Annotated in this window: 25 protein-coding genes; 9 read left to right on the top strand and 16 right to left on the bottom strand. The window is 61.7% G+C overall.

Annotation, left to right across the window (positions count from 1 at the left end; translation table 11 throughout):
- Positions 1 to 3 precede the first annotated feature (3 nt).
- From ACYG9V_RS19725 to ACYG9V_RS19740, 4 genes are all read right to left on the bottom strand, one after another.
- Positions 4 to 219: a hypothetical protein gene (locus ACYG9V_RS19725; protein ID WP_352520340.1), complete on the bottom strand. Its 216-nt coding sequence runs from the start codon at positions 217 to 219 to the stop codon at positions 4 to 6.
- Positions 220 to 271: 52 nt separating this feature from the next.
- Positions 272 to 1,702 (bottom strand): type II and III secretion system protein family protein, encoded by a 1,431-nt coding sequence (locus ACYG9V_RS19730; RefSeq protein WP_352763460.1) that lies wholly within the window; start codon positions 1,700 to 1,702, stop codon positions 272 to 274.
- A 115-nt stretch (positions 1,703 to 1,817) separates the two neighbouring features.
- Positions 1,818 to 2,828, bottom strand: a complete 1,011-nt coding sequence (cpaB, locus tag ACYG9V_RS19735) for a Flp pilus assembly protein CpaB (RefSeq protein WP_352763458.1) — start codon at positions 2,826 to 2,828, stop codon at positions 1,818 to 1,820.
- Positions 2,829 to 3,008: 180 nt separating this feature from the next.
- Positions 3,009 to 3,200: a Flp family type IVb pilin gene (locus tag ACYG9V_RS19740; protein WP_352520343.1), complete on the bottom strand. Its 192-nt coding sequence runs from the start codon at positions 3,198 to 3,200 to the stop codon at positions 3,009 to 3,011.
- Between the two features lie 360 nt (positions 3,201 to 3,560).
- Between ACYG9V_RS19740 and ACYG9V_RS19745 the strand changes: the two genes are divergently transcribed.
- Positions 3,561 to 4,178 carry a prepilin peptidase gene (locus ACYG9V_RS19745; protein ID WP_352557214.1) on the top strand — a complete coding sequence of 206 codons (618 nt, stop codon included), beginning with the start codon at positions 3,561 to 3,563 and terminating at the stop codon, positions 4,176 to 4,178.
- Positions 4,179 to 4,239: 61 nt separating this feature from the next.
- Here ACYG9V_RS19745 and ACYG9V_RS19750 read toward each other — a convergent pair whose 3' ends face one another.
- The 3 genes from ACYG9V_RS19750 to ACYG9V_RS19760 all read right to left on the bottom strand — a co-directional run bounded on the left by ACYG9V_RS19750 (position 4,240) and on the right by ACYG9V_RS19760 (position 5,984).
- Positions 4,240 to 4,800 carry a hypothetical protein gene (locus tag ACYG9V_RS19750; RefSeq protein WP_352763455.1) on the bottom strand — a complete coding sequence of 187 codons (561 nt, stop codon included), beginning with the start codon at positions 4,798 to 4,800 and terminating at the stop codon, positions 4,240 to 4,242.
- 66 nt (positions 4,801 to 4,866) lie between these two features.
- A complete protein-coding gene (locus ACYG9V_RS19755; RefSeq protein WP_352520346.1) occupies positions 4,867 to 5,454 on the bottom strand; it encodes a hypothetical protein in 588 nt (195 codons plus the stop codon).
- A 98-nt stretch (positions 5,455 to 5,552) separates the two neighbouring features.
- Positions 5,553 to 5,984 (bottom strand): tetratricopeptide repeat protein, encoded by a 432-nt coding sequence (locus tag ACYG9V_RS19760; RefSeq protein WP_352520559.1) that lies wholly within the window; start codon positions 5,982 to 5,984, stop codon positions 5,553 to 5,555.
- A gap of 798 nt (positions 5,985 to 6,782) precedes the next feature.
- Here ACYG9V_RS19760 and ACYG9V_RS19765 point away from each other — a divergent pair.
- A complete protein-coding gene (locus ACYG9V_RS19765; protein WP_352520348.1) occupies positions 6,783 to 7,457 on the top strand; it encodes a methyltransferase family protein in 675 nt (224 codons plus the stop codon).
- A gap of 586 nt (positions 7,458 to 8,043) precedes the next feature.
- Here the strand turns inward: ACYG9V_RS19765 and ACYG9V_RS19770 are convergent.
- Entirely contained in the window at positions 8,044 to 8,391 is a 348-nt protein-coding gene (locus ACYG9V_RS19770) for a DUF1294 domain-containing protein (RefSeq protein WP_023755284.1), read from the bottom strand.
- A gap of 248 nt (positions 8,392 to 8,639) precedes the next feature.
- Between ACYG9V_RS19770 and ACYG9V_RS19775 the strand changes: the two genes are divergently transcribed.
- Both ACYG9V_RS19775 and dusA read left to right on the top strand, forming a co-directional pair.
- The gene (locus ACYG9V_RS19775) at positions 8,640 to 8,936 is read left to right on the top strand and encodes a hypothetical protein (protein WP_352763451.1); all 297 of its coding nucleotides are present in this window, start codon (positions 8,640 to 8,642) and stop codon (positions 8,934 to 8,936) included.
- A 228-nt stretch (positions 8,937 to 9,164) separates the two neighbouring features.
- On the top strand, positions 9,165 to 10,160 hold the full coding sequence (dusA, locus tag ACYG9V_RS19780; RefSeq protein WP_352763449.1) for a tRNA dihydrouridine(20/20a) synthase DusA: 996 nt from the start codon (positions 9,165 to 9,167) through the stop codon (positions 10,158 to 10,160).
- Positions 10,161 to 10,165: 5 nt separating this feature from the next.
- Here the strand turns inward: dusA and ACYG9V_RS19785 are convergent, their stop codons facing one another.
- Entirely contained in the window at positions 10,166 to 10,870 is a 705-nt protein-coding gene (locus ACYG9V_RS19785; protein WP_352763446.1) for a TIGR02281 family clan AA aspartic protease, read from the bottom strand.
- 13 nt (positions 10,871 to 10,883) lie between these two features.
- The gene (locus ACYG9V_RS19790; protein WP_023824914.1) at positions 10,884 to 11,117 is read right to left on the bottom strand and encodes a DUF1289 domain-containing protein; all 234 of its coding nucleotides are present in this window, start codon (positions 11,115 to 11,117) and stop codon (positions 10,884 to 10,886) included.
- Between the two features lie 187 nt (positions 11,118 to 11,304).
- Between ACYG9V_RS19790 and ACYG9V_RS19795 the strand changes: the two genes are divergently transcribed.
- Positions 11,305 to 12,303: a nicotinate-nucleotide--dimethylbenzimidazole phosphoribosyltransferase gene (locus ACYG9V_RS19795; RefSeq protein ID WP_023738819.1), complete on the top strand. Its 999-nt coding sequence runs from the start codon at positions 11,305 to 11,307 to the stop codon at positions 12,301 to 12,303.
- 9 nt (positions 12,304 to 12,312) lie between these two features.
- Here ACYG9V_RS19795 and ACYG9V_RS19800 read toward each other — a convergent pair whose 3' ends face one another.
- Positions 12,313 to 13,836, bottom strand: coding sequence for a sensor histidine kinase (locus tag ACYG9V_RS19800; RefSeq protein WP_023706851.1), 1,524 nt, complete (start codon positions 13,834 to 13,836; stop codon positions 12,313 to 12,315).
- A 75-nt stretch (positions 13,837 to 13,911) separates the two neighbouring features.
- On the opposite strand from ACYG9V_RS19800, the gene ACYG9V_RS19805 reads away from it, so the two are divergent.
- From ACYG9V_RS19805 to ACYG9V_RS19820, 4 genes are all read left to right on the top strand, one after another.
- Positions 13,912 to 14,535 carry a thermonuclease family protein gene (locus ACYG9V_RS19805; RefSeq protein ID WP_023688516.1) on the top strand — a complete coding sequence of 208 codons (624 nt, stop codon included), beginning with the start codon at positions 13,912 to 13,914 and terminating at the stop codon, positions 14,533 to 14,535.
- 39 nt (positions 14,536 to 14,574) lie between these two features.
- Complete coding sequence (locus ACYG9V_RS19810) at positions 14,575 to 15,186, top strand: glutathione S-transferase (RefSeq protein ID WP_023688515.1); 612 nt, start codon at positions 14,575 to 14,577, stop codon at positions 15,184 to 15,186.
- Positions 15,186 to 15,803 (top strand): uracil-DNA glycosylase family protein, encoded by a 618-nt coding sequence (locus ACYG9V_RS19815; RefSeq protein ID WP_023688514.1) that lies wholly within the window; start codon positions 15,186 to 15,188, stop codon positions 15,801 to 15,803. Before ACYG9V_RS19810 ends, ACYG9V_RS19815 begins: the two co-directional genes overlap by 1 nt.
- Positions 15,804 to 15,946: 143 nt before the next feature.
- Positions 15,947 to 16,438: an Lrp/AsnC family transcriptional regulator gene (locus ACYG9V_RS19820; RefSeq protein ID WP_023669013.1), complete on the top strand. Its 492-nt coding sequence runs from the start codon at positions 15,947 to 15,949 to the stop codon at positions 16,436 to 16,438.
- 48 nt (positions 16,439 to 16,486) lie between these two features.
- Here the strand turns inward: ACYG9V_RS19820 and ACYG9V_RS19825 are convergent, their stop codons facing one another.
- The 5 genes from ACYG9V_RS19825 to ACYG9V_RS19845 all read right to left on the bottom strand — a co-directional run bounded on the left by ACYG9V_RS19825 (position 16,487) and on the right by ACYG9V_RS19845 (position 20,389).
- Positions 16,487 to 17,056 carry a DUF3299 domain-containing protein gene (locus ACYG9V_RS19825; protein WP_023706850.1) on the bottom strand — a complete coding sequence of 190 codons (570 nt, stop codon included), beginning with the start codon at positions 17,054 to 17,056 and terminating at the stop codon, positions 16,487 to 16,489.
- 102 nt (positions 17,057 to 17,158) lie between these two features.
- Positions 17,159 to 17,863, bottom strand: coding sequence for a DNA alkylation repair protein (locus tag ACYG9V_RS19830; protein WP_023706849.1), 705 nt, complete (start codon positions 17,861 to 17,863; stop codon positions 17,159 to 17,161).
- Between the two features lie 9 nt (positions 17,864 to 17,872).
- Positions 17,873 to 18,742, bottom strand: coding sequence for an NAD(P)-dependent oxidoreductase (locus tag ACYG9V_RS19835; protein ID WP_352543585.1), 870 nt, complete (start codon positions 18,740 to 18,742; stop codon positions 17,873 to 17,875).
- Positions 18,743 to 18,845: 103 nt separating this feature from the next.
- Positions 18,846 to 19,676 (bottom strand): ABC transporter permease, encoded by an 831-nt coding sequence (locus tag ACYG9V_RS19840; protein WP_023734703.1) that lies wholly within the window; start codon positions 19,674 to 19,676, stop codon positions 18,846 to 18,848.
- Positions 19,673 to 20,389 carry an ABC transporter permease gene (locus tag ACYG9V_RS19845; RefSeq protein ID WP_023669007.1) on the bottom strand — a complete coding sequence of 239 codons (717 nt, stop codon included), beginning with the start codon at positions 20,387 to 20,389 and terminating at the stop codon, positions 19,673 to 19,675. The genes ACYG9V_RS19840 and ACYG9V_RS19845 overlap by 4 nt, the downstream gene beginning before the upstream one ends.
- Positions 20,390 to 20,400 lie beyond the last annotated feature (11 nt).

The following is a 20,400-nucleotide window of genomic DNA, read 5'->3' on the forward strand; positions in this document are numbered from 1 at the left end:
TCCTCAGTTCGCCGTCCCCGTTCCAGCCGCCGCTACCGCCGGCACCGGCACGATCACCGCTGTTGGCGCATAGCGCTGCTGCGCTCTTGCAACCGTGCGTCCGTCGCCACGGATTCTGGTATTCCAAGCTTCCGGCGGGAACGGGTTGATCGTTTGGATGCCTATATTGGCCTGCGGTGCATCGCCAAGGCCAAGCGTCACCGAATCCCTGTGTGCCATGTAATCGGCGCAACTGCTCATCAGCAAGCATGCGCAGAGAGCGACTACAATCCTATTTCTTGCCGACTGCATACGCCCCTCCGAAATCGAGATCGATGATGTGGCCGTAGGGGCCGATGACGCCCTTGCCGTCCTTGAAGTCCCGCATCATGTCCTTGTCGACCTCCAGCATGCCAAGCATAAACATATCCACGTCATTGCCTGGCCGCGTCTGGTCCAGCGGCGAATGCAGCTTCTCCTCGGGCGAGGTCGGCCGCACGATGCGCGGCGTCACCACGATCACCAGATCGCTCTCTCGCTTCTGGAACGAGGTGGATCGAAACAGCGCCCCAAGCACCGGAACCTGACCAAGCCAGGGCATTTGCTGCACGTCGCCGGCGTTGACTGCCTGCAGCAGGCCGGCCATGGCGAAGCTCTGCCCGTCACGCAGTTCGATCGTGGCATTGGCCTTGCGCGAAATGAAGCCGGGGTTGCCGTTGACGGTGACGGAACGGTCGATTTCGCTGACTTCCGGCTCGATCACCAGGTTGATGAGCCCATTGTCAAGGACAATCGGGGTGAAGGAGAGCTTGACGCCATAGGGCCGGTAGCTGATCTCGGTCGCGAGTTCCCCGCCAGTGGACACTGCGCGCGTAATCGGCACCTCTCCGCCGGCATGGAAGCTGGCGGTGGTGCCGCTCATCGTCACTAGGTTTGGCTGCGCCAGCCGGCGGACGAGACCCTTTGCCTCCAGTGCGTTGATGACAACGTCGATACGCCAGCCGGAAACTTCCAGCACCTTGGCGATCATCTCGCCGAATGGCGTGCCGTTCTGCGTGGCGACGCCGCCGACTTCTGTCTGGAGCTGATGCGTGTCATCGTTGACGCCGATGTGAAGCCGGGGAGCCGCGGTAAAGAGGCCACCGCTCGCACTCGCACCATTGAACCCGATCCCGAGATCCCGCCCCGCGCTGCGCGACGCCTCTATGATGCGCACCTCCAGCATCACCTGCTGCGCGTCAGAGACGCGAACCTGGTTGAGTACCGGTTGGCTCGAATATTGCTGTGCGATCTCCATCGCCCGGGCCAGGTCGACGCCGTCCTTGACCACGCCGGAAAGCCGGATGCGGTCGTTGACATTGCTGACGCTCAGCTTCGAGCTCGGCACCGCTGCGCGGATTGCCGCTTCCATCTCCTTGAAGTCGAGCATGATGCGCACATCGATGACGCCGAGAAGATTTTTCGCGTCGTCGTAGACCGAAATGTTGGTGGCGCCCGACTCCTTACCCTGGATATAGAGCGAGCGTTCGGTCAGCGGGACGACGTCCGCCACAGTCTGATTGCCAACGACGAGATCGGCGAAGCGCCGGCTGGTGGTGATCGTCAGCGTGTTGCCGGGCGCGACCGTCACATGGACGACGTTTCCCCCGCCGATCGTGATGTTCTTCTGCTGGGCATGCGCCGGCGCGACGAGGCCGGCAATAAGAGAGAGTACGGCCGCCATAAAAGCAATCGCGCAGACCCGTGGAGACCTCGCCCTACACGCGCTCGTGTCTTCAGATCGGCGATTGCCCATGCCTCGTAACCCCTTCCTGATCCGCACCCCGAATGGCTTCTTGTCAGTTCAGCGGCCGGACCCGATATTCTTCCCGCTTTGTATCGCGCGAAACGCCGATCACCACGAATTCCGGCTTCGGCGCTGCTACCAGGACTGGTTCAACCTGAACCTGTTTTTCCACAACAACGGTGTTGGGCTTGAGCTTGTCTTCCATCGAGCCGAGGCGCGTGCCGATCGTGTCGCCAACGTTCCGGACGAGCTTTTCCAAATCGGTAAGTCTGTTGTCCTGCTGGTCGGCGCGCTCGTCCTTTAGTACTTGCGCCACAGGTCCGCCGCCTAGATCGGCGAGCGTCACCGGCTGCGTCTGCTCTATTCCCGATGAGGCTACATTGCGCAGCGCCAGCGACAACGTGCCGATGCTGGCCGCCAGCGTCAGCTTCTGCGCCTCGGCGGTGGTGACTTCGAACGTCACGGTCTTGACGACAGAAGGCTTGTCGGTGCGGTCGTCCGCCGTCTGGTCGGCGGCCAGAACCTTGACACCCTGGAGCAGCACATCGACAGAAGTCTGGTCGCCGCTGGTCTGATCGTGGACCACGCGCGTCACGAGGATGTCGACCCGGTCGCCCGGCAGCACGAAACCGGCTACGCCGAGCACGTCGTTGACGCGGATCGATACCGCCTTCATGCCTTCGCCAAGCGCCGCTGACAATGTGGCGCGCTGGCCGGCGCCGGTGATCTTGGAGGCGAGCACCGGTTCGTCCTTTTCCATCGCCGACATGACGTAGCGAAGCGCGCCATCCTTGCCGATCAGTTCCTCCGGCTTGCGGAATGCGCCAGCCGGCAGTTCTCCGGTCGGCCATGCAAGTGCCCTGACATCCTCCGGTTTGACAGGTTCGCCAAAACGGAGCGCACGCGTGGCGACGAGGATCGTGTCGCCGGAGACAGGCCCGCCCACGCCGGCGTGCAATGCCAGGAGATCACGCTGGTTGGCGAGATAGGATCGGACGCCCAAAACAGCCAGCAGCGCCAGCGCGACCGAGACAAGCAGACTTATGATGGTGGAGCTTTTCATCTAACGGCCCCCGCCGTAACTCTTCGCCTGAGCAAATAACGGCCCACGCAGTAACTTTTTCACTTGGGCATAAAAAACCAAATTTCAGCAATAAGCGGCCAATGAGCCGCTTATTGCTTGTGCCACATACCAGCTATAGTCAAAGACGGCAGGCAAGCCGCCCTTTGACCGTCACCGGTGTTACGCTGGCCTGGTGAGAGTGGCGAAGAAGCCGGCCCAACTGCCCCAAGCTGCAGCCAGGTTGGTGCCGGAAAGGGTGACCGCCGTGATGACGGCAGCGGTGAGTACGCCGAGAAGGATGAGATATTCAGTAAGCGCGATGCCGTCTTCTTCGCGGGCGAAGGCACGGAACATGCTGGTCAATTTGGTCATGATGATACTCCCTTACGTGACTTTTCCATTACCGGTCCGCGAGAGGAGCCCCCCAGCGCCAGACAGGTTTATTAATATCTCGTTAATTAGTGGAGCGTCAATTAGTGAATTCTAAAGCTGCCATTCTGGTTTGGTTTATGGTAAATTAACAACGGTCCTATGCACCTGCTCCTACTTGGCCGGGGAAGCAGTTCGGAAAGAGCTGTGAGTCGAAACACAACAAAGACCATCCGTCGCCGGCCGTGGCGCCTCCTTCTGGTCACTTTTGGCTTGAGGTTTCCGACTAATTCGGCCGCCAGTTCCCTTAAGACCCGATCAAGTTGCCGATCGCAGCCGGCGCGCCGGAGGCTTTCGTCGGGCATGTCGCGGCCGATGGCGTTAAAATCAGTCCTAATGATTCGGGCAGTTTGGGACCGGCAATATGCTGGTATGCAAGAGGGGGTAGGCGGGATGGAATTCCTAGGTGTATTGGCCATCACCGCAGCGGCGGGATTGATCCTCATCGCCGCATGGCAGGACTTCTTAACCTGGAAAATACGCAACTGGACGGTTCTGGCGCTTGTTGCGGATTATGCGCTTCTGGCTTTGATCCGCTGGGCGAACCCGGCTGGGGCCGGCATTCTGGCAGGGACAAATAGCGATTCGCCGCTCCAGGGCGATCTTGCCGCCGGCCTGTTGCTGCTCACCATCGGCTTCGTGCTGTGGGCCTTTCGGATGATGGGCGCCGGCGACGCGAAGCTGTTCTTCCCGATCGGCCTGTTCGTCGGGCTGAACCATCTGTTCTCGTTCGCCGTGGGGCTTGCGGTCGGCGGGGTTATGGTCAGCCTCGCCTTGCAGTTTTCCGTGCCACTGCAATACCAGGCATGGCCGGCGCTGTCCCGCATCGAGGAGATCCGAATATCGCGGAAGGTGCCCTATGGCGTCATCATGGCCGCCGCGGCGCTGGTCGCGATGTACTTACGATATTTTGGGGTTTGATAGATCTGGTGTCGTCAAGCGCCACGTGGCGCTGGCGAGCGAACGTACAGGACAGTTCGTCTCAAGCGAACTCACGCAGAGCGGTCAGAAGCCGGATCTCGACCTGCCGCTTCGCGTTCGACTGCGCAATCATGTCGCGTATGACGAACAGATGACTGACCGCGCAGGCCAACGCGACGACTGCAAAAAGGCCGACGCCAAGGGCGGGAAAGCTGCTGAAATCCGGCGTCCAGTCGATCCGCGATGTCGGGCCGATGCCGCCCGTGTCGGTGCCGGCTGAAAACACTCCGGCGCGACCCATAGACAGGAAAAGCATCAGGAGAGCCAGATGGGCTTGGAGAAATAGTGCCCTGCCGGCTGGACGGGACGAGAAGGCGATCACGGCGGCGGCGAGTGCGGCAGCCGCAAATACGACGAAGGCGGCGGCGTAACCGAAACCCGGCAGCCCGGCAACCAGGTAGACCGGCTCGCGGACCAGCGGGGCGAGGGTTATAAAACCTTGCCAGGCCGCGGGATCAGCGGGTGAGGCGCCAAGCCGGTAGGCGGACGCAATGAACGCCGCGCCGAGGCCAAAAGTCAGCGTGGGCGCTAGGTAGATCAATCTCGCGACATATTTCAGCATCTGTCGTCCCCGCAATGTCTGCGCAGACGATGAACCTTCTCCGTTAAGGATTGGTTCCGCCGAAACTTACTTGCGGACTTTGCTGTAGGTTACTTTTCCGTCGGGCGACACGGTCCGCTCGAACTGGACCGGGTTGGCCGGACGGGCAGGTTCGGAACGCACTTCCTTCGGCTGCGACGGCGGAGCGCTCAGAACGATTTCCCTCGGTGGTTCCGGGGCGGCGAGCACGTTGTCGCCGGCCTCGGAGACCGCTTGCAAACGCTCATTCATGTCCTGGTTTTCGCCCGTGAGCTTCGCCACCTGCTTCTCGAGTTGCGCGGTCTGATCGACCAGCGCCGAGATCCGCCGGTTCAATTCCCCGAACTGGCTTTGGACACCCTGGTTGACGGTGTCCAATTGTCTGGAAAGCCGCGTCTCGAATTGACCGAGGCCGGAAAGCCGATCCTCGAGCGCGGAAACCTCGCGGATCGACTGGAAGAGAAAGATCAGCATGACGACCATGCCGATGGCCAAAGCAAGCGAGATGACGTTCAACGTGATGGCTATGCCGCCGGCCACTCCGGCCTTCTGCATCAACGGCCCCGGCTCTGGCGGTTCCGAGTTTTGGGGATACTCCAGAATTGCCGGTTCACTGCCGACGACGAAGTTAAGCATTACCGCCTCGCCGGACCGGTTGTTTCAACGGGAGCAGCCGAGCCGTCGGATCCATCTCAGTTCAGCCGTCTTTCCAAAACCGCCGTGAAGACATGGCATCACGGCCGCTTCGCTAATGCAGTGCTGTTGGCGAGCAGTTGAAGGTTATTGGCAGTCGTCTCGTTCGACGGGTCCAACTCATAGGCTTTCAGGAAATTGCGTCGCGCCTGCTGGAGATTTCCACGCAGAAGATAGGAGTAGCCGACGTTGTTGTAGTATTCCGGGCGACCGCCGATCATCGTTGCAAGCTGGCGATAGGCGAGGTCGGATGTATCAAAACGGCCAATCTGATCGGCAGAAGCCGCAAAGCCGAGCCAGGCCTGAGGGTCCTTGGGGAAGAGTTCGACCGAGCGCTTGAAGAGCGCGTAGGACATTCCGTAGTTCTTTTCCTTGAACTGGGTCTTGCCCAGTGCGACCAACTCATCGGTCTTGTAGAAAGACACGTCGGGGAGGTCCTTTACGGAGGCGGCGCTGTCGCCATAGGAGGACATATCTCCGGTCTGGCAGCTGGCCAGAAACAAAGCGGAGACGGCTACTGCCGCCAAACCCCAGCCCCTCCTGCACACGCTTTGCGGACCTTTCCCCACCCAGCACTTATTTTCCCCAAGTCTGCTATAGGCCGAATATGCCGAATCCAACAGCAGGACCGATTATATTAGATATTTCTGAACAAGCTGTTGCAAAAATGCCCCGGACCGCATTATGAATCGTTCAAGCAGGGATCGGCGATGCGCTCTGGACAGCTCCTGGTGGCATTCGTCACCTACCGTCCCAGGCGCTCGCGTTCAGGGCCCGCCACTGCCCAGCCCGAACAGCATTGATGCCCGATCAAATACTAAGTCGCCAAGCAGGCAATCCGCAGCGGATACGCAAAGGCTTTTATACGAAGCGGGTGCCCTGTCGTCCGAGACGTGACTTATATCGGGAGTGACTCAAGCGGGGCCGGATCACGCTGAGGCATGCATCCGCTTCGTCGCAAAGCGATCCCCGTTGCGGATGATCGCGCGATTGATACAAGCGCTCATGGGGCCAGTGCCAAGTTTCCACTCGCATTGAGCAGGAAGCCGGCCGATGAAAACGCCAGCCGCCACGATCAGGAGGCTGACAAGCACCACCAGAATTCGCACAGATTGCCGAAACATAAGCTACAGCGCCTCAAGGTCGATGTACCCAAGTTAGGGAACTTCGGCTAATTCGACGTTAAGAACAGCGTTAACGCTTTCTTAAGATCGAAGTTGCGGGCAAGGTTAAGAAATGCTTCATTCTCCGTCGGGCTTGGGGGGTGGATCATGAAAATCTGGTCGTTCGACTTCGCGGGTCGCCTGCTCCTCATGCTGGTCTTTGCATTTTTCGTGCTTAGCGGGGTAGCGGACCTCGCCGCACTCTTTGGTGACGCGCAAATATCTCCAGACGACTTCATGCTCCAGTGCGTCTCGCGCACGTCTTCGCTCGTCTTCTCCACGCTGATGGTCACTTTTACCATTATCCGGCTCCCACCTAGGGATATCAGCCTTGGCTGGGCGCCGCGCATCGCGGCTGTCTGCGGAACCTTTATGCTCACGACTATCGCCATCATGGTTCGCCCAACACCGACAGAGGGCATGGAAACCGTTGCGGCATTGCTGGTTTTCCTGGGCATGACGGGCTCTGCCTATTGCCTTCTCTGGCTCGGCCGATCGTTTTCGATCGATGCGCAGGCCCGCCGATTGGTAACGCGCGGTCCTTACGCCGTCGTCCGTCATCCGCTTTATCTCGCGGAATCGCTCTTCATGCTCGGAGCCGTCGCGGCCAATCCGTCACCCGTGGTCATCACGTCGGTCGTGGTGAATTTCGCCATTCAATACTGGCGGATCTTGAACGAAGAACGCGTCTTGTCCTTGTCCTTTCCCGAATATGACTCGTACTCGCGAAAGGTGCCGATGCTCATTCCTTTTTCGCGAAGGTTGACGCTAGCCGCGCATTGAGGGGCACCAGTCGGGGACGGTTCCAGTAGGGCGCCCCACATTCATCGCTGATCCGGTGCCGCTTGGCATTGGAGCCTTTCATTGGGAGCAAGTTAAGATTAGAGCGTGCGCTGCCGTCATCCGAATGGGTTGGGACGATCCGCTCACGGGACCTGGATCCAGCTTTACGGCGTGGCGCTGGTTTGCGGGATTGCAAGACGAGACCAAGCTTGGCGTGTTTCTCGAAACCGCCGTCCCTGCTAGCAAATAGAGGCCGACGCAGGGAAGCTCTCAGCGCGTGGCAGGGCGTCATTCGTCTGCATGTTTCGCCGATGTCCAGATGGTGCGCATGTGGCCCCAGCCGGTTTCCCGATAGTCCACTTCCGGCTAGGCCCGGCGCGTACTTGGTGGAGCCCCGCCAAGGTGCCGGGCCACTCAGAACGGCTACCAGGGACAGCACCACGTAACTGGGTAACAATTATTAGGTGCCGGCCGGATGGACGCGCCGCTTGCCGCCAAATCTGCCAGCAGGCAATGCGCGCCCTCATCCGTTTCGGCCATGTCGCGAATTGTATGACCTGAACGTCCGCTCTTGACACCCTTGAAACTAGAGGCCCCCGAATTCGCCTCCGAATGTCAGTAATTGCGAGAGCGCTTCGGGCAATCCCGGAAAGAGCAATCCCACTTCAATCGCGATTACCGCGAGGACTTGGAGCAGGACGATGCGAGCGAGGCTGGAGCGGAACGGCTCCTTGCGCGTCTTGTGCCGGATCGTCTTTTGCGCGATCACAGTCCCGATGCTACCGCCAATGATGGCGAGTGTAAGAAGCGTCGACTCTGGAATGCGTTGGGCACCGTTTTTGGCCATAGCCTTGTCGAACGACATGGTGGCGTAAGCCAGCAAGTTTACCGCGACAGCGTAGCCGATGACCCCGATTGCAAACTGCCCCGGCATGCGCTCCTCCACCTTCGGGCCAGTATAACCTAAGCCCGCTAAATCATCGGATGGCAACGGGCCCATCTAAATGGGCTATCTGAAACGTCGTCATGGTGACACGAAGTGACCGATGAGCCTGTCGAGTTCATCCTGCGTCGGGCGCCTGTCGCGCTGATGGCCTTTCCAACCACGCGAAGCCTCTTCAGGGCAATACGCGCGAGATCAACCGGTTCGACCTTGACGGGCAGACCGTGCACCGCAGCGGCATGAGCCAGAATGAGTGTTACAAAGCCAATGTCGATGCCGAGCGTCATCGGTCCGGCACCCTGGGCGGCCCGGTTGCGACCAAAACGAATGAGCCGTTCGCGATCAAGGGCAGCTATGTTGCACTTCCCCAGATGTCTTTGGAGCATATCGAGGGCTGCGGCCTTGGAGCGGCGAGGGGACTTGCCTACATCGCACATGTCGTCGATATGAAGGTCGATGGGTTCGCCGAAAGTTTTCAGGCGCGCTATACGGACTTGGTCGGCGTCTCACCGCGATCGACTTGGCGCTCGGTTTAGGTTGCCCAGCGCCTGGCGTCGTCTCGGCGCAGAAAGGTCTCGCTAACGTAGCGACCCTTGCGACGGACTTGGACACGCCATGAACCGGACGAGAGTTTTGTGTAGGTGGCCATTTTCTCGTGTGCGCTCCGTGTGCACTGAGAGATCGAAACGTGGCGAAAAGGGTCGTATTCTGGCGTAAATTCGCGTGCACTCGGGCTGCTCTAACGATTTGATGTTAAAGAAAAAATGCTGAAAAATCAAGATCATAGACTGGCTATTGCACCCATGATGGACTGGACCGACCGGCATTGCCGGTTCTTCCACCGCCAGTTGACGCAGCGTGCGCTGCTCTACACCGAAATGGTGGTGGCGGACGCCGTGATCCATGGCGCGCGCGAGCGGCTGCTTGGTTTTGACGAGATCGAACATCCGGTGGCACTGCAGCTCGGTGGCTCCGATCCGCAAAAGCTGGCCGAGGCGGCGCGCATCGGCGAGGGCTTCGGTTACGACGAAATCAATCTCAATGTCGGCTGTCCGTCCGACCGCGTCCAGTCCGGCACGTTCGGCGCCTGCCTGATGAAAGTGCCTGACCTCGTCGCCAATTGTGTGGCGGCGATGAAGGCGGCGGTGAAAATCCCGGTGACGGTTAAATGCCGCATCGGCGTCGACGAGCAGGATCCGGAGCCCGCGCTCGACGCGCTGGCCGACGGCGTCTTCGCGGCCGGCGCCGACGCGCTGTGGGTGCATGCGCGCAAGGCCTGGCTGGAGGGGCTGAGCCCGAAGGAAAATCGCGACATCCCGCCGCTCGACTATGACAGGGTCTATCGCCTCAAGGCGGGAAAATCGAACAAATTCATCGGCATCAATGGCGGCGTTCAATCGCTCGAAGAGGCGGCTCGCCACCTCGATCATGTCGATGGCGCCATGCTTGGCCGCGCCGCCTACCACACGCCAGGCATCCTGGCCGGCATCGACGCGGCATTCTACGGCGGCAAGGCCGGCACCTACGATTTTGCCGCGCTGATCGACGCGGAGGCCGACTATGCGGCGCGGCATATCGAGCAGGGCGGGCGGCTCGGCCACGTCACTCGCCACATGGTCGGGCTGTTCCACGGCCTGCCCGGCGCGCGCCGCTTCCGGCAGATACTGTCCACCGACGCGACGAAACCCGGCGCCGGACCGGATGTGCTGAAGGCAGCGTTCGCTGCCGTCGATTTCGACCGTGTTGAAAAGGCCGCTTAAGCAGTTCAGTCGCGCAGAATCATCCGGTCGCCGCGCACGTCGAAACCCGCCAGGGAACCGATGAAGTTCATGCCGAGCAGGCTCTGGCTGAGCGCGCCGGGCGCGGCGACCATCACCTGCATGTTCTTGCGCACGATGCCGCCGATCGCCAGTTCGTCGGTGCGCACCGAAGCGGCGCGTGCCATGCCATTGGCGGTCGAGACCGGGACGGTGAAGCTCAGCGCTGCCGGATTGAAGCCGGCCGCCTGCGCGTCTTCGGCGGTGAGCACTGTACTGGTCGCGCCGGTATCGACGACGGTGCGGATCGGCGCGCCGTTGATCGTGATGCGGGCCTCGAAATGGCCGCTGTCGGCCTTGTCCAGGGTCACGGTGGCATGGCCGTCCTCGACGCCGAGCGCCAGCGGGCTGCCGGGAACGAGGCCCGCCGTCACCCGGCTGGCGAAATCCTGCAACTCGTAGCGGTACTGGTAGCCGGCGACGAGCGCCAGCACGATCAGGGCCCACGTGCCGAGATTGCGGGCCATGACGCCGAGCGGCCTGCCGGACCGGACAAGGCCGGCGCTGACCAGCAAGCCGATCGCCCCCAGCCAGACCAGACGGCTGAAATCGTAATTCTCGATGCCGAACGTGCTGCCGGCGTCGTTGTTGATCATAAGCAGCACCAGCCCGAGGCCGATTGCCGCCATCACCATCCAGAACAGTCGGTTCATTGGACCTGCCGTTTCAAGAGAGGACGTCGCGCTCGCGCGCCATGCGGCTGCGGCGTGTTTCCCGGCGCGGCCGGCGCTCGACCGTTTCCAATCGGGCCGGCAACTCGGCCATGACGCTGCGGCGTACCTCCGGCGTCATCCCCATCCAGGCGCCGATTTCATCGCGCGTGCGGCCACAGCCGAAGCAGAAGCCGGTTTTCATGTCGATCGAACAGACCAGGATGCACGGGGATTCGATGGCCGTCATGACTTTCTCTTGAAGGTTCCGTCCGGAATCCCTCGTTCCATCTCCACATGGTGCAACGGCAAAGCCAATGCAAGCCCTTCGGAATGCGGCGCGGGCAACCGCTTTCGCGCCAATGTCGAGGGGAGTTGTGCCGGCCGGGCAAGGCGGTTATGCCGCTGATCAACCACAGGGGATGATCAGGACCGACATGACCAGCGCGCTGCCCTTCGACGACTTTCGCAATCTGCTGGCGAGCCTGCCGCCTGCCGATACAGTCGCGGAAAACAGGGTGCGCACCCTGTTTTCCAAGGCCGACAAGCCGAAAGCCTCGCTTGGACGTATCGAGGACATCGCCGCCTGGCTTGCTGTCTGGAGCGGGCGCGCCCCGCCGGCGGTGAACCGGCCCCTGGTGGCGATCTTCGCCGGTAACCATGGCGTGACCCGCCACGGCATCTCGCCGCGCCCTGTCGCTGCGACCGCAAACGCCGTTGAGCTGTGCGCCGCCGGCGGTGCGGCAATCAACCAGATTTGCGTCGCCAACAATCTTGGCCTCAAGGTGTTCGATCTGGCGCTGCACATTGCGACCGCCGACATCACCGAGGACGCCGCCCTCGACGAACGCGGCTGCGCCGCCACCATGGCCTTCGGCATGGAAGCCATTGCCGGTGGCTCCGATCTGATTTGCCTCGGCGATCTCGGCGTCGGCAACTCCACCGTTGCGGCGGCCTTGTGCGCCGTCCTGTTCGGTGGCAGCGGCGCCGACTGGGTCGGCCCCGCCTCGGGCGCGGACGCGGCCATGCAGGCGCGCAAGGCTGATGTAGTCGATAAAGCCGTCGCCTTCCATGGTGCGGCTCTGAAGGACCCGTTGGAAGCACTGCGCCGGGTCGGTGGCCGCGAATTTGCGGCCATTGCCGGCGCCATCCTCGCCGCCCGGATGCAAAAAATCCCGGTGCTGCTCGACGGCTTCGCCGCGACCGCTGCCGCTGCCGTGCTGCATGCCGCCAACCCGGGTGCGCTCGACCATTGCCTGCTGGCCAGCCAGTCGCCCGAACCCGGCCAAAGGCTTGCCGCCGAGCGGCTCGGCCTCAGGCCGCTGTTCGATCTCGGCATCAGCCACGGCGAAGGGGTAGGGGCCGCCCTTGCCGCCGGTCTGGTCAAGGCGGCGGCGCTTACCAGTTCGGGCATGGCGGCGGCGGTCAAAGCCTAGAACAAGCTGTCAACGTCGGCGGGCCGCCGCCACGGTCTTGGTCGGCAGCGCCGGCAGTTCCTCCATCACTCGGGCGAGCGGGAAAATGGCGATTGCCTCGGTGCCTTCGCGCAATTTCGACTGAAGTTCGAATTCGCCGCCATGCATGGCGAGCAGGCCCTGCACGATCGGCAGTCCGAGCCCGGTGCCCTGTTCGGCGCTCTTGATGGCGATCGAGCCCTGGCCGAAGGCGGACAGCACGATCGGGATTTCGTCTTCCGGTATGCCCGGCCCGTTATCCTTGACCGAAATGTACTGGCCGCCGCCCGCCGTCCAGCCGACGCGCACGCGAACTTCGCCGCCGGTGGCGGTGAATTTGATGGCGTTGGACAGGAGGTTGAGCGTTATCTGCCGCACCGCGCGCTCGTCGGCGAACAGCCGCGGCAGGGCACTTTCGAAATCCTGGACGATGCGGATGTCCTTGTTGCGCGCCTTCAATTCCATCATGTGGCAGCAATCTTCGGCGATGTTGAGCAGCATCACCGGCTCTTCGTTGAGCTGATAGCGGCCGGCCTCGATGCGCGACAGATCGAGGATTTCGTTGATCAGGTCGAGCAGATGCTGGCCGGAATCGTGCACGTCGCGGGCGTAGTCGCGATAGGTCGGGTTGCTCATCGGCCCGAGCACCTCATTGGCCATCACCTCGGAAAAACCGAGAATGGCGTTGAGGGGCGTCCTGAGCTCATGGCTCATAGAAGCAAGGAAGCGCGACTTCGCCAGATTGGCGTCTTCGGCCCGCCGACGAGCTTCGTCCGACATCGATTTCGCGGTCTCCACCTCGGCGAGCAGCGCATCCTTTTCGGAGCGGAAGGACAGAAGTATCAGCGACGAGCGGTTGAGATGGCGCGCGATATAGGCAAAGAACGGCAATGCCGCGACCAGCAGGGCGACCATGATCGTCCCGACCGGCACCCAAAATTTCGTTTCAGCATAGGCATAGACCGCCACCGGAACGACGAAGGTGGCAAGCAGCGAGCCGCGCAAGGACGACGCCATGATAGCGGTCGTCGCCATGGCCAGCAGCAGCACCACCGCCTTGGCCACCTGGAACTGGTCGATCTGGCAGGTAGCGCAGCCGAGCCAGGCGAACCACGCCCAGCCGAGGCCGCACAGCGAGTGGCCGATCAGAAAATCCCTGCGGGTGCGAACAGGGTTGAGCTCGGCAGCTTCGGTGCGGCCGACGCGCCGCGCCATGAAGGCGACGATCGAATAGCAGATCAGGGTGAACAGCGCCCAGACGCTGATCTGTTTGTCCACACCGGCCAGCAGCCCGGCCGCCGCGACCGCCAACACCAGCAGTGGGATGACGGCTGCGCCGCCCACCATGGTCCCGGCGTGCAGCTTCAGCAGCTCGCGGTCGAAGTCGAGATTGCCGACCTGCTGCGAAAGACGGTCGCGCGTCTTGCGCACCGCGCGCGCCACATCGCTGTTGCGGTGCGGTTTCCGGCGGTCCACAATGAATTTATCCGCTGTGTTCGAGCGTAGCAGAGGCATGGAAACTTCGATTTATGCGCGCAGCGATCTCAATTCGTTAAGCTACGTTCGAATGATTAAGAGACTGTTTGCCATATGAGCCGTTCGTGGTCGCCAAGGCCGCGCCGGCGATACTATCCGCCGCCGCCGCGAAGCCTGTGGCGCAAGCTGCTGGATTACGCGCTGACGGTCATTCTGCTCGGCCTGCTGATCCTGCTCGCCGCACGCCTCGACCGTTTCGAGACGCGCAAGGCGCAAGGGGCGGCGATCGTCAACGATGGCGATTCACTCACCCTTGGCACCGAACGTATCCGCATGCGCGGCATCGACGCTCCGGAATACCAGCAGATCTGCCGTAGGCATGGCGCAGACTACGCTTGCGGCAGGCTGGCACGCCAGGCGCTGGTGCGGCTGATATCAGGCAATCCGGTGACCTGCAGCGGCTGGCAGCGCGACCGCTACGGCCGCCTGCTCGGCGATTGCAAGGCCGGTGGAAAGGATCTCAACCGGGCCCAGGTTGAGGCCGGCTGGGCAATTGCCTATGGCGATTTCGACACCGAGCAGGCCATTGCCCGCGCCGGCAAGGTTGGCATCTGGGCCGGCACGTTCGATCGGCCGCAAGACTGGCGCGAAAGCCACCACGGCGGCCCGCTCGAAAGAAAGCACGGCACCCTGGCTTCGGTCGGTGACGCCTTGCGAGAGATGTTTCGCTTCTGGTGACGAGCACTATAGTTGAAGGACCAGATCGGGAGGATAAGCATGAAACTGTTCGACGGCGGCCGCGCCCCCAATCCGCGGCGCGTGCGGGTTTTCCTCGCCGAAAAGGGCATCGCAGTGCCGCTGGTGCCGGTCGACATGGGTGCGATGGGGCACAAGCAGGAGCCGGTCAGGTCGCGCAACCCGCTGCAGCGGCTGCCGGTGCTCGAGCTCGACGGCGGTACCATCCTCACCGAATCCGTCGCCATCTGCCGCTATTTCGAGGAACTGCATCCCGAACCGGCGCTGTTCGGGCAAGGCGCGCTCGGCAAGGCCAAGGTCGAGATGTGGCAAAGGCGCATGGAGTTCAATCTGCTCAGCTGCGTCGCCCAGGCTTTTCGCCACATCCATCCGGCGATGAAGGAATGGGAAATTCCGCAGATCCCCGAATGGGGCGAGGCCAACAAGGCGAAAGCGGTCGAATTCCTGAAACTGCTCGACCCCGAACTGGCAAACCGCGAATTCGCCGCCGGTGACGCCTATTCGATCGCCGATATCACCGGCATGATCGCCATGGATTTCATGAAACCGGCGCGCATCAAAGTGCCGGACGAGTGCACAAACGTGCTGCGCTGGTACAGCGCCGTCTCCAGCCGTCCGAGCGCTTCCGCCTGATGGAGGCGGAACTCGAACGCTTGACGGCAAAGGTCCGCGCCTGCCGCATCTGCGTCGACACTCCGGTCGGCAGGCCACTGCCGCACGAGCCGCGCCCGGTGCTGCTGCCATCATCCAGCGCCCGCATCCTGCTCGCCGGCCAGGCGCCAGGCACAAAGGTGCATTCGTCCGGCATGCCGTTCACCGACCCGTCCGGCGACCGGCTGCGAAGCTGGCTGGGCGTAACCAGCGAGGAATTCTACGACACGGATAAATTCGCCATCGTGCCGATGGGGTTCTGCTTCCCCGGCCAGGACGCAAAGGGCGGCGACCTGCCGCCGCGCCGAGAATGCGCGCTGGCCTGGCGCGCGCCGCTGATGGCGCTGATGCCGCAGATCGACCTCGTTTTGACAATCGGCTCCTACGCGCAATCCTGGCATATGGGCGCCACGCGCCGGCCGTCGCTGACCGAAACCGTGAAGGACTGGCGCACCATCTGGGATGCGCCGGCCAGCCTGAAAGTGCTGCCGCTGCCACACCCGTCATGGCGCAACTCAGGATGGCTGAAGCAGAATCCATGGTTTGAAATGGATTTGCTGCCGTTTCTGAGATCGGAAATCCGCTATCGCATAGATTAGACTTTAAGCAAGATATCACTCGCTTTTGTGCCATCCGGCAGAATTTCTTTCTTGTGAAAGGTCGAAATAAGAGGGAGTATAGCCAATCTATTCCCAAAGCGCGTCGCGCCCGAGGGAACGCGGCCTGCACCAGGAGCACCTTAATGGATCGCCTCGACAGAAAAATTCTCCGCCTCCTGCAGGAGGACGCGACGCTCGCGGTTGCCGATGTCGCCAAGAAAGTCGGCCTGTCGACGACGCCGTGCTGGCGCCGCATCCAGAAGCTGGAGGAAGAGGGAGTCATCAAGCGGCGGGTCGCCATCCTCGACCACGAAAAGGTCAATGTGCGCGTCACCGTCTTCGTGTCGATCCGCACCAATTCGCACAGCCATGAATGGCTGCGGCGTTTCTCGGAAGTCATCCAGGAATTTCCCGAAGTTGTCGAATTCTACCGCATGAGCGGCGACGTCGACTATCTCCTGCGCGTCGTGGTGCCCGATATCGCCGCCTATGACGCCTTCTACAAGCGGCTGATCGCCAAGATCGAGATCCGCGACGTGTCGTCGTCCTTCGCCATGGAGCAGATCAAGTACACGACCGAAATGCCGCTCGACTACATGCTGCTGGACAAGGAATCCGGCGCCAACGCGGCCTGAGCGCGGTTGTCCGTGACTGGGTGGTGACGCTGCACAAGCAGGCGGCGCTTAGTTTTTCTTTTTGTTGAGGAAACTCCAGGGCGAGTTGACCGGCAGCGTGATCGTGTCCGGCACCGTGTCGACTGCCACCACATCGGCTTTGCGTACGGTGTAGCCGGACTGGATGATGCTGACGCCGTCGAGAATGAACAACTGGCTCTTCTCCAAGCCGGGCCGCAAGGCGCCGGTCACGGCAACCGACTCATAGGCCTGCGACATCTTGTAGGGACGGGCCGGCGTCACCAGCACGATCTGGTTGGGCGGCGGCGTCGGCATGTGGCTGCAAGCGCCTGTCCACGGCACCAGCAGGAACTGGTAGACGAGATCGCCATCACGGTCGACCGGCAATGCATAGCCGGCTAATTGTACCGTCTTGTCCTGCAGGTTGAGCGACAATGTCTCGCCACGATCGGGCAGTTTTGCCGCAATCATCGGCAGGCCGGCATCTTCGGCCACCGCCTGCGTCGCCGGGCGGAGATCCTTCCAAAAGATATGCGCGGTTTGCGCTGAGGCGTCGAAGGTACCGGCTGTCAACAACGCGGCTGCAAGCGCGAGGGTCGATTGGAGATGTTTGGTCATAGGCCGAGTAAAGACGTCCTGGCCAATTGCGTCAACGCTTGAGCCGCATCATATGTCTGCGAGAGCCGGCGGCCAGGTTGCGTCGGCAAACGGGTTGCCAGGTCAGCCTTTTCTGGCGGCGATCCGCTCGATGATCTTGGCATTGGTGAGTTCCCGTACGGCGTCCTTGCCAATCCAGCGAGCCGTCTTGTCGGTCGACTGGGCCAGCCGTTCGGCCACGGCAAGGGCAGCACCGTGCATCTCCAACGATCGCTTGCCGATCGAACGAAGCGCCCAGTTTGCCGCCTTCTTCACGAAATTGCGGCTGTCGGCGGCATGCGCTTCGATGATCGGCAGGAAGCCGAGGAAAGTCGCCACCGGCTCCTGCTTCCGGTGCACGACGGACCACGCCATCATGGCAAAGGCCGTGCGTCGCACGAACTCGCGCTCGTCCGCCGCGAACTCTTCAATCAGCTCCTTCCAGGCGTCCGTGTCGACGAAGAGATCGGAGACGCCGTCGACGATGTCCCAGGAATCGAAGGACGCGGCCCATTGTCGTGCTTCCGCGGCTGAGAAGCGCTTCGGGTCGGCCGTGACGGAAGCGATGAACTGCGCCTCCATGATGCCGGTCTGCCAAAGCTCGAAAGCACGCTCGTGGTTGCGCTTGATCTTTTTGGCGATCTGCCGCTGCATGCCATGCGAGATGCCGAGCGCGCGCTCGATCTTGATGCCGTAGCGCAGCATACCGCGGCGATTGTCCTCCAAGCCGATCGAGCGCAAATGGGCGACGATCTCATCGGCGCTCGATTGGGGCGAAAGCTCGGCCATTGCGAACGCCTATTTTTCCAGGCGTGCCAGCAAGGACGAGGTGTCCCAGCGCTTGCCGCCCATCGCTTGCACATCCTTGTAGAACTGGTCGACAAGGGCGGTCACCGGCAGTCTCGCGCCATTGCGGTCGGCTTCATCGAGGCAGATGCCGAGATCCTTGCGCATCCAGTCGACGGCAAAGCCGAAATCATATTTACCGGCATTCATCGTCTTGTGGCGGTTCTCCATCTGCCAGGACCCGGCAGCGCCCTTGGAAATCACCTCGATGACCTTCTCGATGTCGAGCCCGGCCTTCTTGCCGAAGTGGATGCCTTCGGCCAGTCCCTGAACCAGCCCGGCAATGGTGATCTGATTGATCATCTTCGTGAGCTGGCCGGCGCCCGACGGACCCATCAGCCCGACCATGCGGGCAAAGGCGTCGATGACCGGCCTGGCCTTGTCGAAGGCAGCCTGCTCGCCGCCGACCATCACCGTCAGCATGCCGTTTTCAGCGCCCGCCTGGCCGCCGGAGACCGGGGCATCGAGAAAGGAAAAGCCGGCTTTTTCAGCGGCGTCGGCCAGTTCGCGCGCGACTTCGGCCGAAGCGGTGGTGTTGTCGATGAAGACGGAGCCTTTTTTCATCGCGGCGAAGGCGCCATCGGCCCCGGTCGTCACCGAGCGCAGATCGTCGTCATTGCCGACGCAGGAGAAGACGAAATCCTGGCCCTCTGCGGCGTCCGCCGGCGTCGCGGCAGACTTGCCGCCATGCTGGGCCACCCATTGTTCCGCCTTCGCCGCGGTGCGGTTGTAGACGGTGACGTCGTGGCCGCCTTTGTTCCTGAGGTGCCCGGCCATGGGATAGCCCATCACGCCAAGACCGAGAAATGCCACAGATGCCATGAGTTTGCCCTTCAGACGGAACGGAATTGTCTTGGAAAGGTCTAGGCTCTACGCGCCATTCGTCAAGACGCGCATGAGCCGATCGACTGGTACAGCCGACCGCTCAGCGGATCAGATGAATGGTGATCCGCCGCTCGATCCATTCGACGCCATGTCGCAAGATCTCGACCATCACCAGATAGACGATGGCGACCCAGACATAGGCCTGGAAGTCGAAGGACTTGGCGTAGGCCAGCTTCGCGTTGCCCATCAAATCATAGACGGTGATGATGGCAACGATGGCGGAGGCCTTGATCATCAAGACGAGTTCATTGCCGTAGGGCCGGAGCGCCACGATAAACGCCTGCGGCAGGATGACCTTGCGCAGCGTCTGCAATTTGTGCAGGCCGAGCGAAGCAGCGCCCTCCCATTGGCCTCTCGGAACACTTTCTATGGCGCCGCGCAGGATTTCGGCCTGGTAGGCGGCGGTGTTGAGCGCGAAGGCAAACACACCGCAATTGAAGGCGTCGCGGAAGAACCACCACAGTCCGACGGATTCGAGCTGCACCCGGAATGAGCCCAGGCCGTAATAGACGAGATAGACCTGGACGAGCAGTGGCGTGCCGCGGAAGAAATAGACGTAGCAATAGGCCAGGACGGACAAATAGCGGTTCTTCGACATGCGGGCATAGGTGACGGGCAGCGAAAAGAGCGCGCCGAGCACCATCGAGATGGCCACCAGCGCAAGCGTGGTTCCCAAGCCCTGCAGATAGGCAGGCGCGTATCTGGCGAAGAACTCGCCATTCCAGGCGTAAACCAGATAGACGGCGATGCCGATGCCGAACAGGATCCAGAAGCCGACCAGTGCATAGCCGACGACACGGGCCCGCGGCCAGCCCCGCGCCCGTGGTGGTGGCTTCTCGATGTCGACGGCGGCGCGCGTCACGACGCTCATCGTGCCTCCCTCCGCCCGAGCGAACGCAGGATGAAGCCGGTGGCGATCGACGACAGGATGGCAAGGATGAGAAACACCATCGCCGCGACACTGTAGAACAGGAAGGAATGTTTGGTGACACGGGCCGCGACGCCGGCGTTGCGCAAGGTTTCAGCCAGATTGACGACTGACACCAGGGCCGTGTCCTTGAGCAGGCTCAGCCAGCAATTTTCGAGGCCGGGGAAGGCGATGCGCAGCAGCTGCGGCAGGATCACCTTGCGCATCGTCTGCCATTTCGACAGCCCGATGGCATAGCCGCCTTCATACTGGCCCTTCGGAATGGCGCGAAAGGCCGAAAGGAAGACTTCGCTGGAATAGGACGAAAAGATAAGCGACAGCACGATCATGCCGGCGAGGAAGCTGTCGACATCGACCGTCGCTTCCGGCCTGAACAGACGGATGACATACTGCAAGAGGATCGGCATGCCGAAGAAGAACAGGAAAAGCGTCACCAGTTCCGGCAGGCCGCGAAACACCGTGGTGTAGATGTTGGCGGCCACGCGAAGCGACGGCTCTTCGGATTGTTTCGCCCAGGCCACGAAAAAGCCGATCGTCAGGCCGATCGGCAGTGTCGCCAGCGCGAGCGCAATCGTGACCAGTGCGCCATAGGCAATATCGTCAATCCAGCCATCGGGTCCCCAAGTGAGAAGTATCCATATGTTCTGGCTTGGCATTGACGGGTCTT

The organism is Mesorhizobium sp. W016 (assembly GCF_054719485.1).

Excerpts from the sequence above, each read along its gene's own strand:
- ACYG9V_RS19745 (WP_352557214.1), top strand. The coding sequence starts at position 3,561 with ATGTCGCGGCCGATGGCGTTAAAATCAGTCCTAATGATTCGGGCAGTT.
- ACYG9V_RS19795 (WP_023738819.1), top strand. The coding sequence starts at position 11,305 with ATGACCAGCGCGCTGCCCTTCGACGACTTTCGCAATCTGCTGGCGAGC.
- ACYG9V_RS19815 (WP_023688514.1), top strand. The coding sequence starts at position 15,186 with ATGGAGGCGGAACTCGAACGCTTGACGGCAAAGGTCCGCGCCTGCCGC.
- ACYG9V_RS19740 (WP_352520343.1), bottom strand. The coding sequence starts at position 3,200 with ATGACCAAATTGACCAGCATGTTCCGTGCCTTCGCCCGCGAAGAAGAC.
- dusA (WP_352763449.1), top strand. The coding sequence starts at position 9,165 with ATGCTGAAAAATCAAGATCATAGACTGGCTATTGCACCCATGATGGAC.
- ACYG9V_RS19770 (WP_023755284.1), bottom strand. The coding sequence starts at position 8,391 with ATGCCGGGGCAGTTTGCAATCGGGGTCATCGGCTACGCTGTCGCGGTA.
- ACYG9V_RS19810 (WP_023688515.1), top strand. The coding sequence starts at position 14,575 with ATGAAACTGTTCGACGGCGGCCGCGCCCCCAATCCGCGGCGCGTGCGG.
- ACYG9V_RS19790 (WP_023824914.1), bottom strand. The coding sequence starts at position 11,117 with ATGACGGCCATCGAATCCCCGTGCATCCTGGTCTGTTCGATCGACATG.
- ACYG9V_RS19755 (WP_352520346.1), bottom strand. The coding sequence starts at position 5,454 with ATGCTTAACTTCGTCGTCGGCAGTGAACCGGCAATTCTGGAGTATCCC.
- ACYG9V_RS19750 (WP_352763455.1), bottom strand. The coding sequence starts at position 4,800 with ATGCTGAAATATGTCGCGAGATTGATCTACCTAGCGCCCACGCTGACT.
- ACYG9V_RS19775 (WP_352763451.1), top strand. The coding sequence starts at position 8,640 with ATGAGCCAGAATGAGTGTTACAAAGCCAATGTCGATGCCGAGCGTCAT.
- ACYG9V_RS19800 (WP_023706851.1), bottom strand. The coding sequence starts at position 13,836 with ATGCCTCTGCTACGCTCGAACACAGCGGATAAATTCATTGTGGACCGC.
- ACYG9V_RS19845 (WP_023669007.1), bottom strand. The coding sequence starts at position 20,389 with ATGCCAAGCCAGAACATATGGATACTTCTCACTTGGGGACCCGATGGC.
- ACYG9V_RS19820 (WP_023669013.1), top strand. The coding sequence starts at position 15,947 with ATGGATCGCCTCGACAGAAAAATTCTCCGCCTCCTGCAGGAGGACGCG.
- ACYG9V_RS19760 (WP_352520559.1), bottom strand. The coding sequence starts at position 5,984 with ATGTCCTCCTATGGCGACAGCGCCGCCTCCGTAAAGGACCTCCCCGAC.
- ACYG9V_RS19730 (WP_352763460.1), bottom strand. The coding sequence starts at position 1,702 with ATGGCGGCCGTACTCTCTCTTATTGCCGGCCTCGTCGCGCCGGCGCAT.
- cpaB (WP_352763458.1), bottom strand. The coding sequence starts at position 2,828 with ATGAAAAGCTCCACCATCATAAGTCTGCTTGTCTCGGTCGCGCTGGCG.
- ACYG9V_RS19840 (WP_023734703.1), bottom strand. The coding sequence starts at position 19,676 with ATGAGCGTCGTGACGCGCGCCGCCGTCGACATCGAGAAGCCACCACCA.
- ACYG9V_RS19725 (WP_352520340.1), bottom strand. The coding sequence starts at position 219 with ATGGCACACAGGGATTCGGTGACGCTTGGCCTTGGCGATGCACCGCAG.
- ACYG9V_RS19825 (WP_023706850.1), bottom strand. The coding sequence starts at position 17,056 with ATGACCAAACATCTCCAATCGACCCTCGCGCTTGCAGCCGCGTTGTTG.
- ACYG9V_RS19835 (WP_352543585.1), bottom strand. The coding sequence starts at position 18,742 with ATGGCATCTGTGGCATTTCTCGGTCTTGGCGTGATGGGCTATCCCATG.
- ACYG9V_RS19785 (WP_352763446.1), bottom strand. The coding sequence starts at position 10,870 with ATGAACCGACTGTTCTGGATGGTGATGGCGGCAATCGGCCTCGGGCTG.
- ACYG9V_RS19805 (WP_023688516.1), top strand. The coding sequence starts at position 13,912 with ATGAGCCGTTCGTGGTCGCCAAGGCCGCGCCGGCGATACTATCCGCCG.
- ACYG9V_RS19765 (WP_352520348.1), top strand. The coding sequence starts at position 6,783 with ATGAAAATCTGGTCGTTCGACTTCGCGGGTCGCCTGCTCCTCATGCTG.
- ACYG9V_RS19830 (WP_023706849.1), bottom strand. The coding sequence starts at position 17,863 with ATGGCCGAGCTTTCGCCCCAATCGAGCGCCGATGAGATCGTCGCCCAT.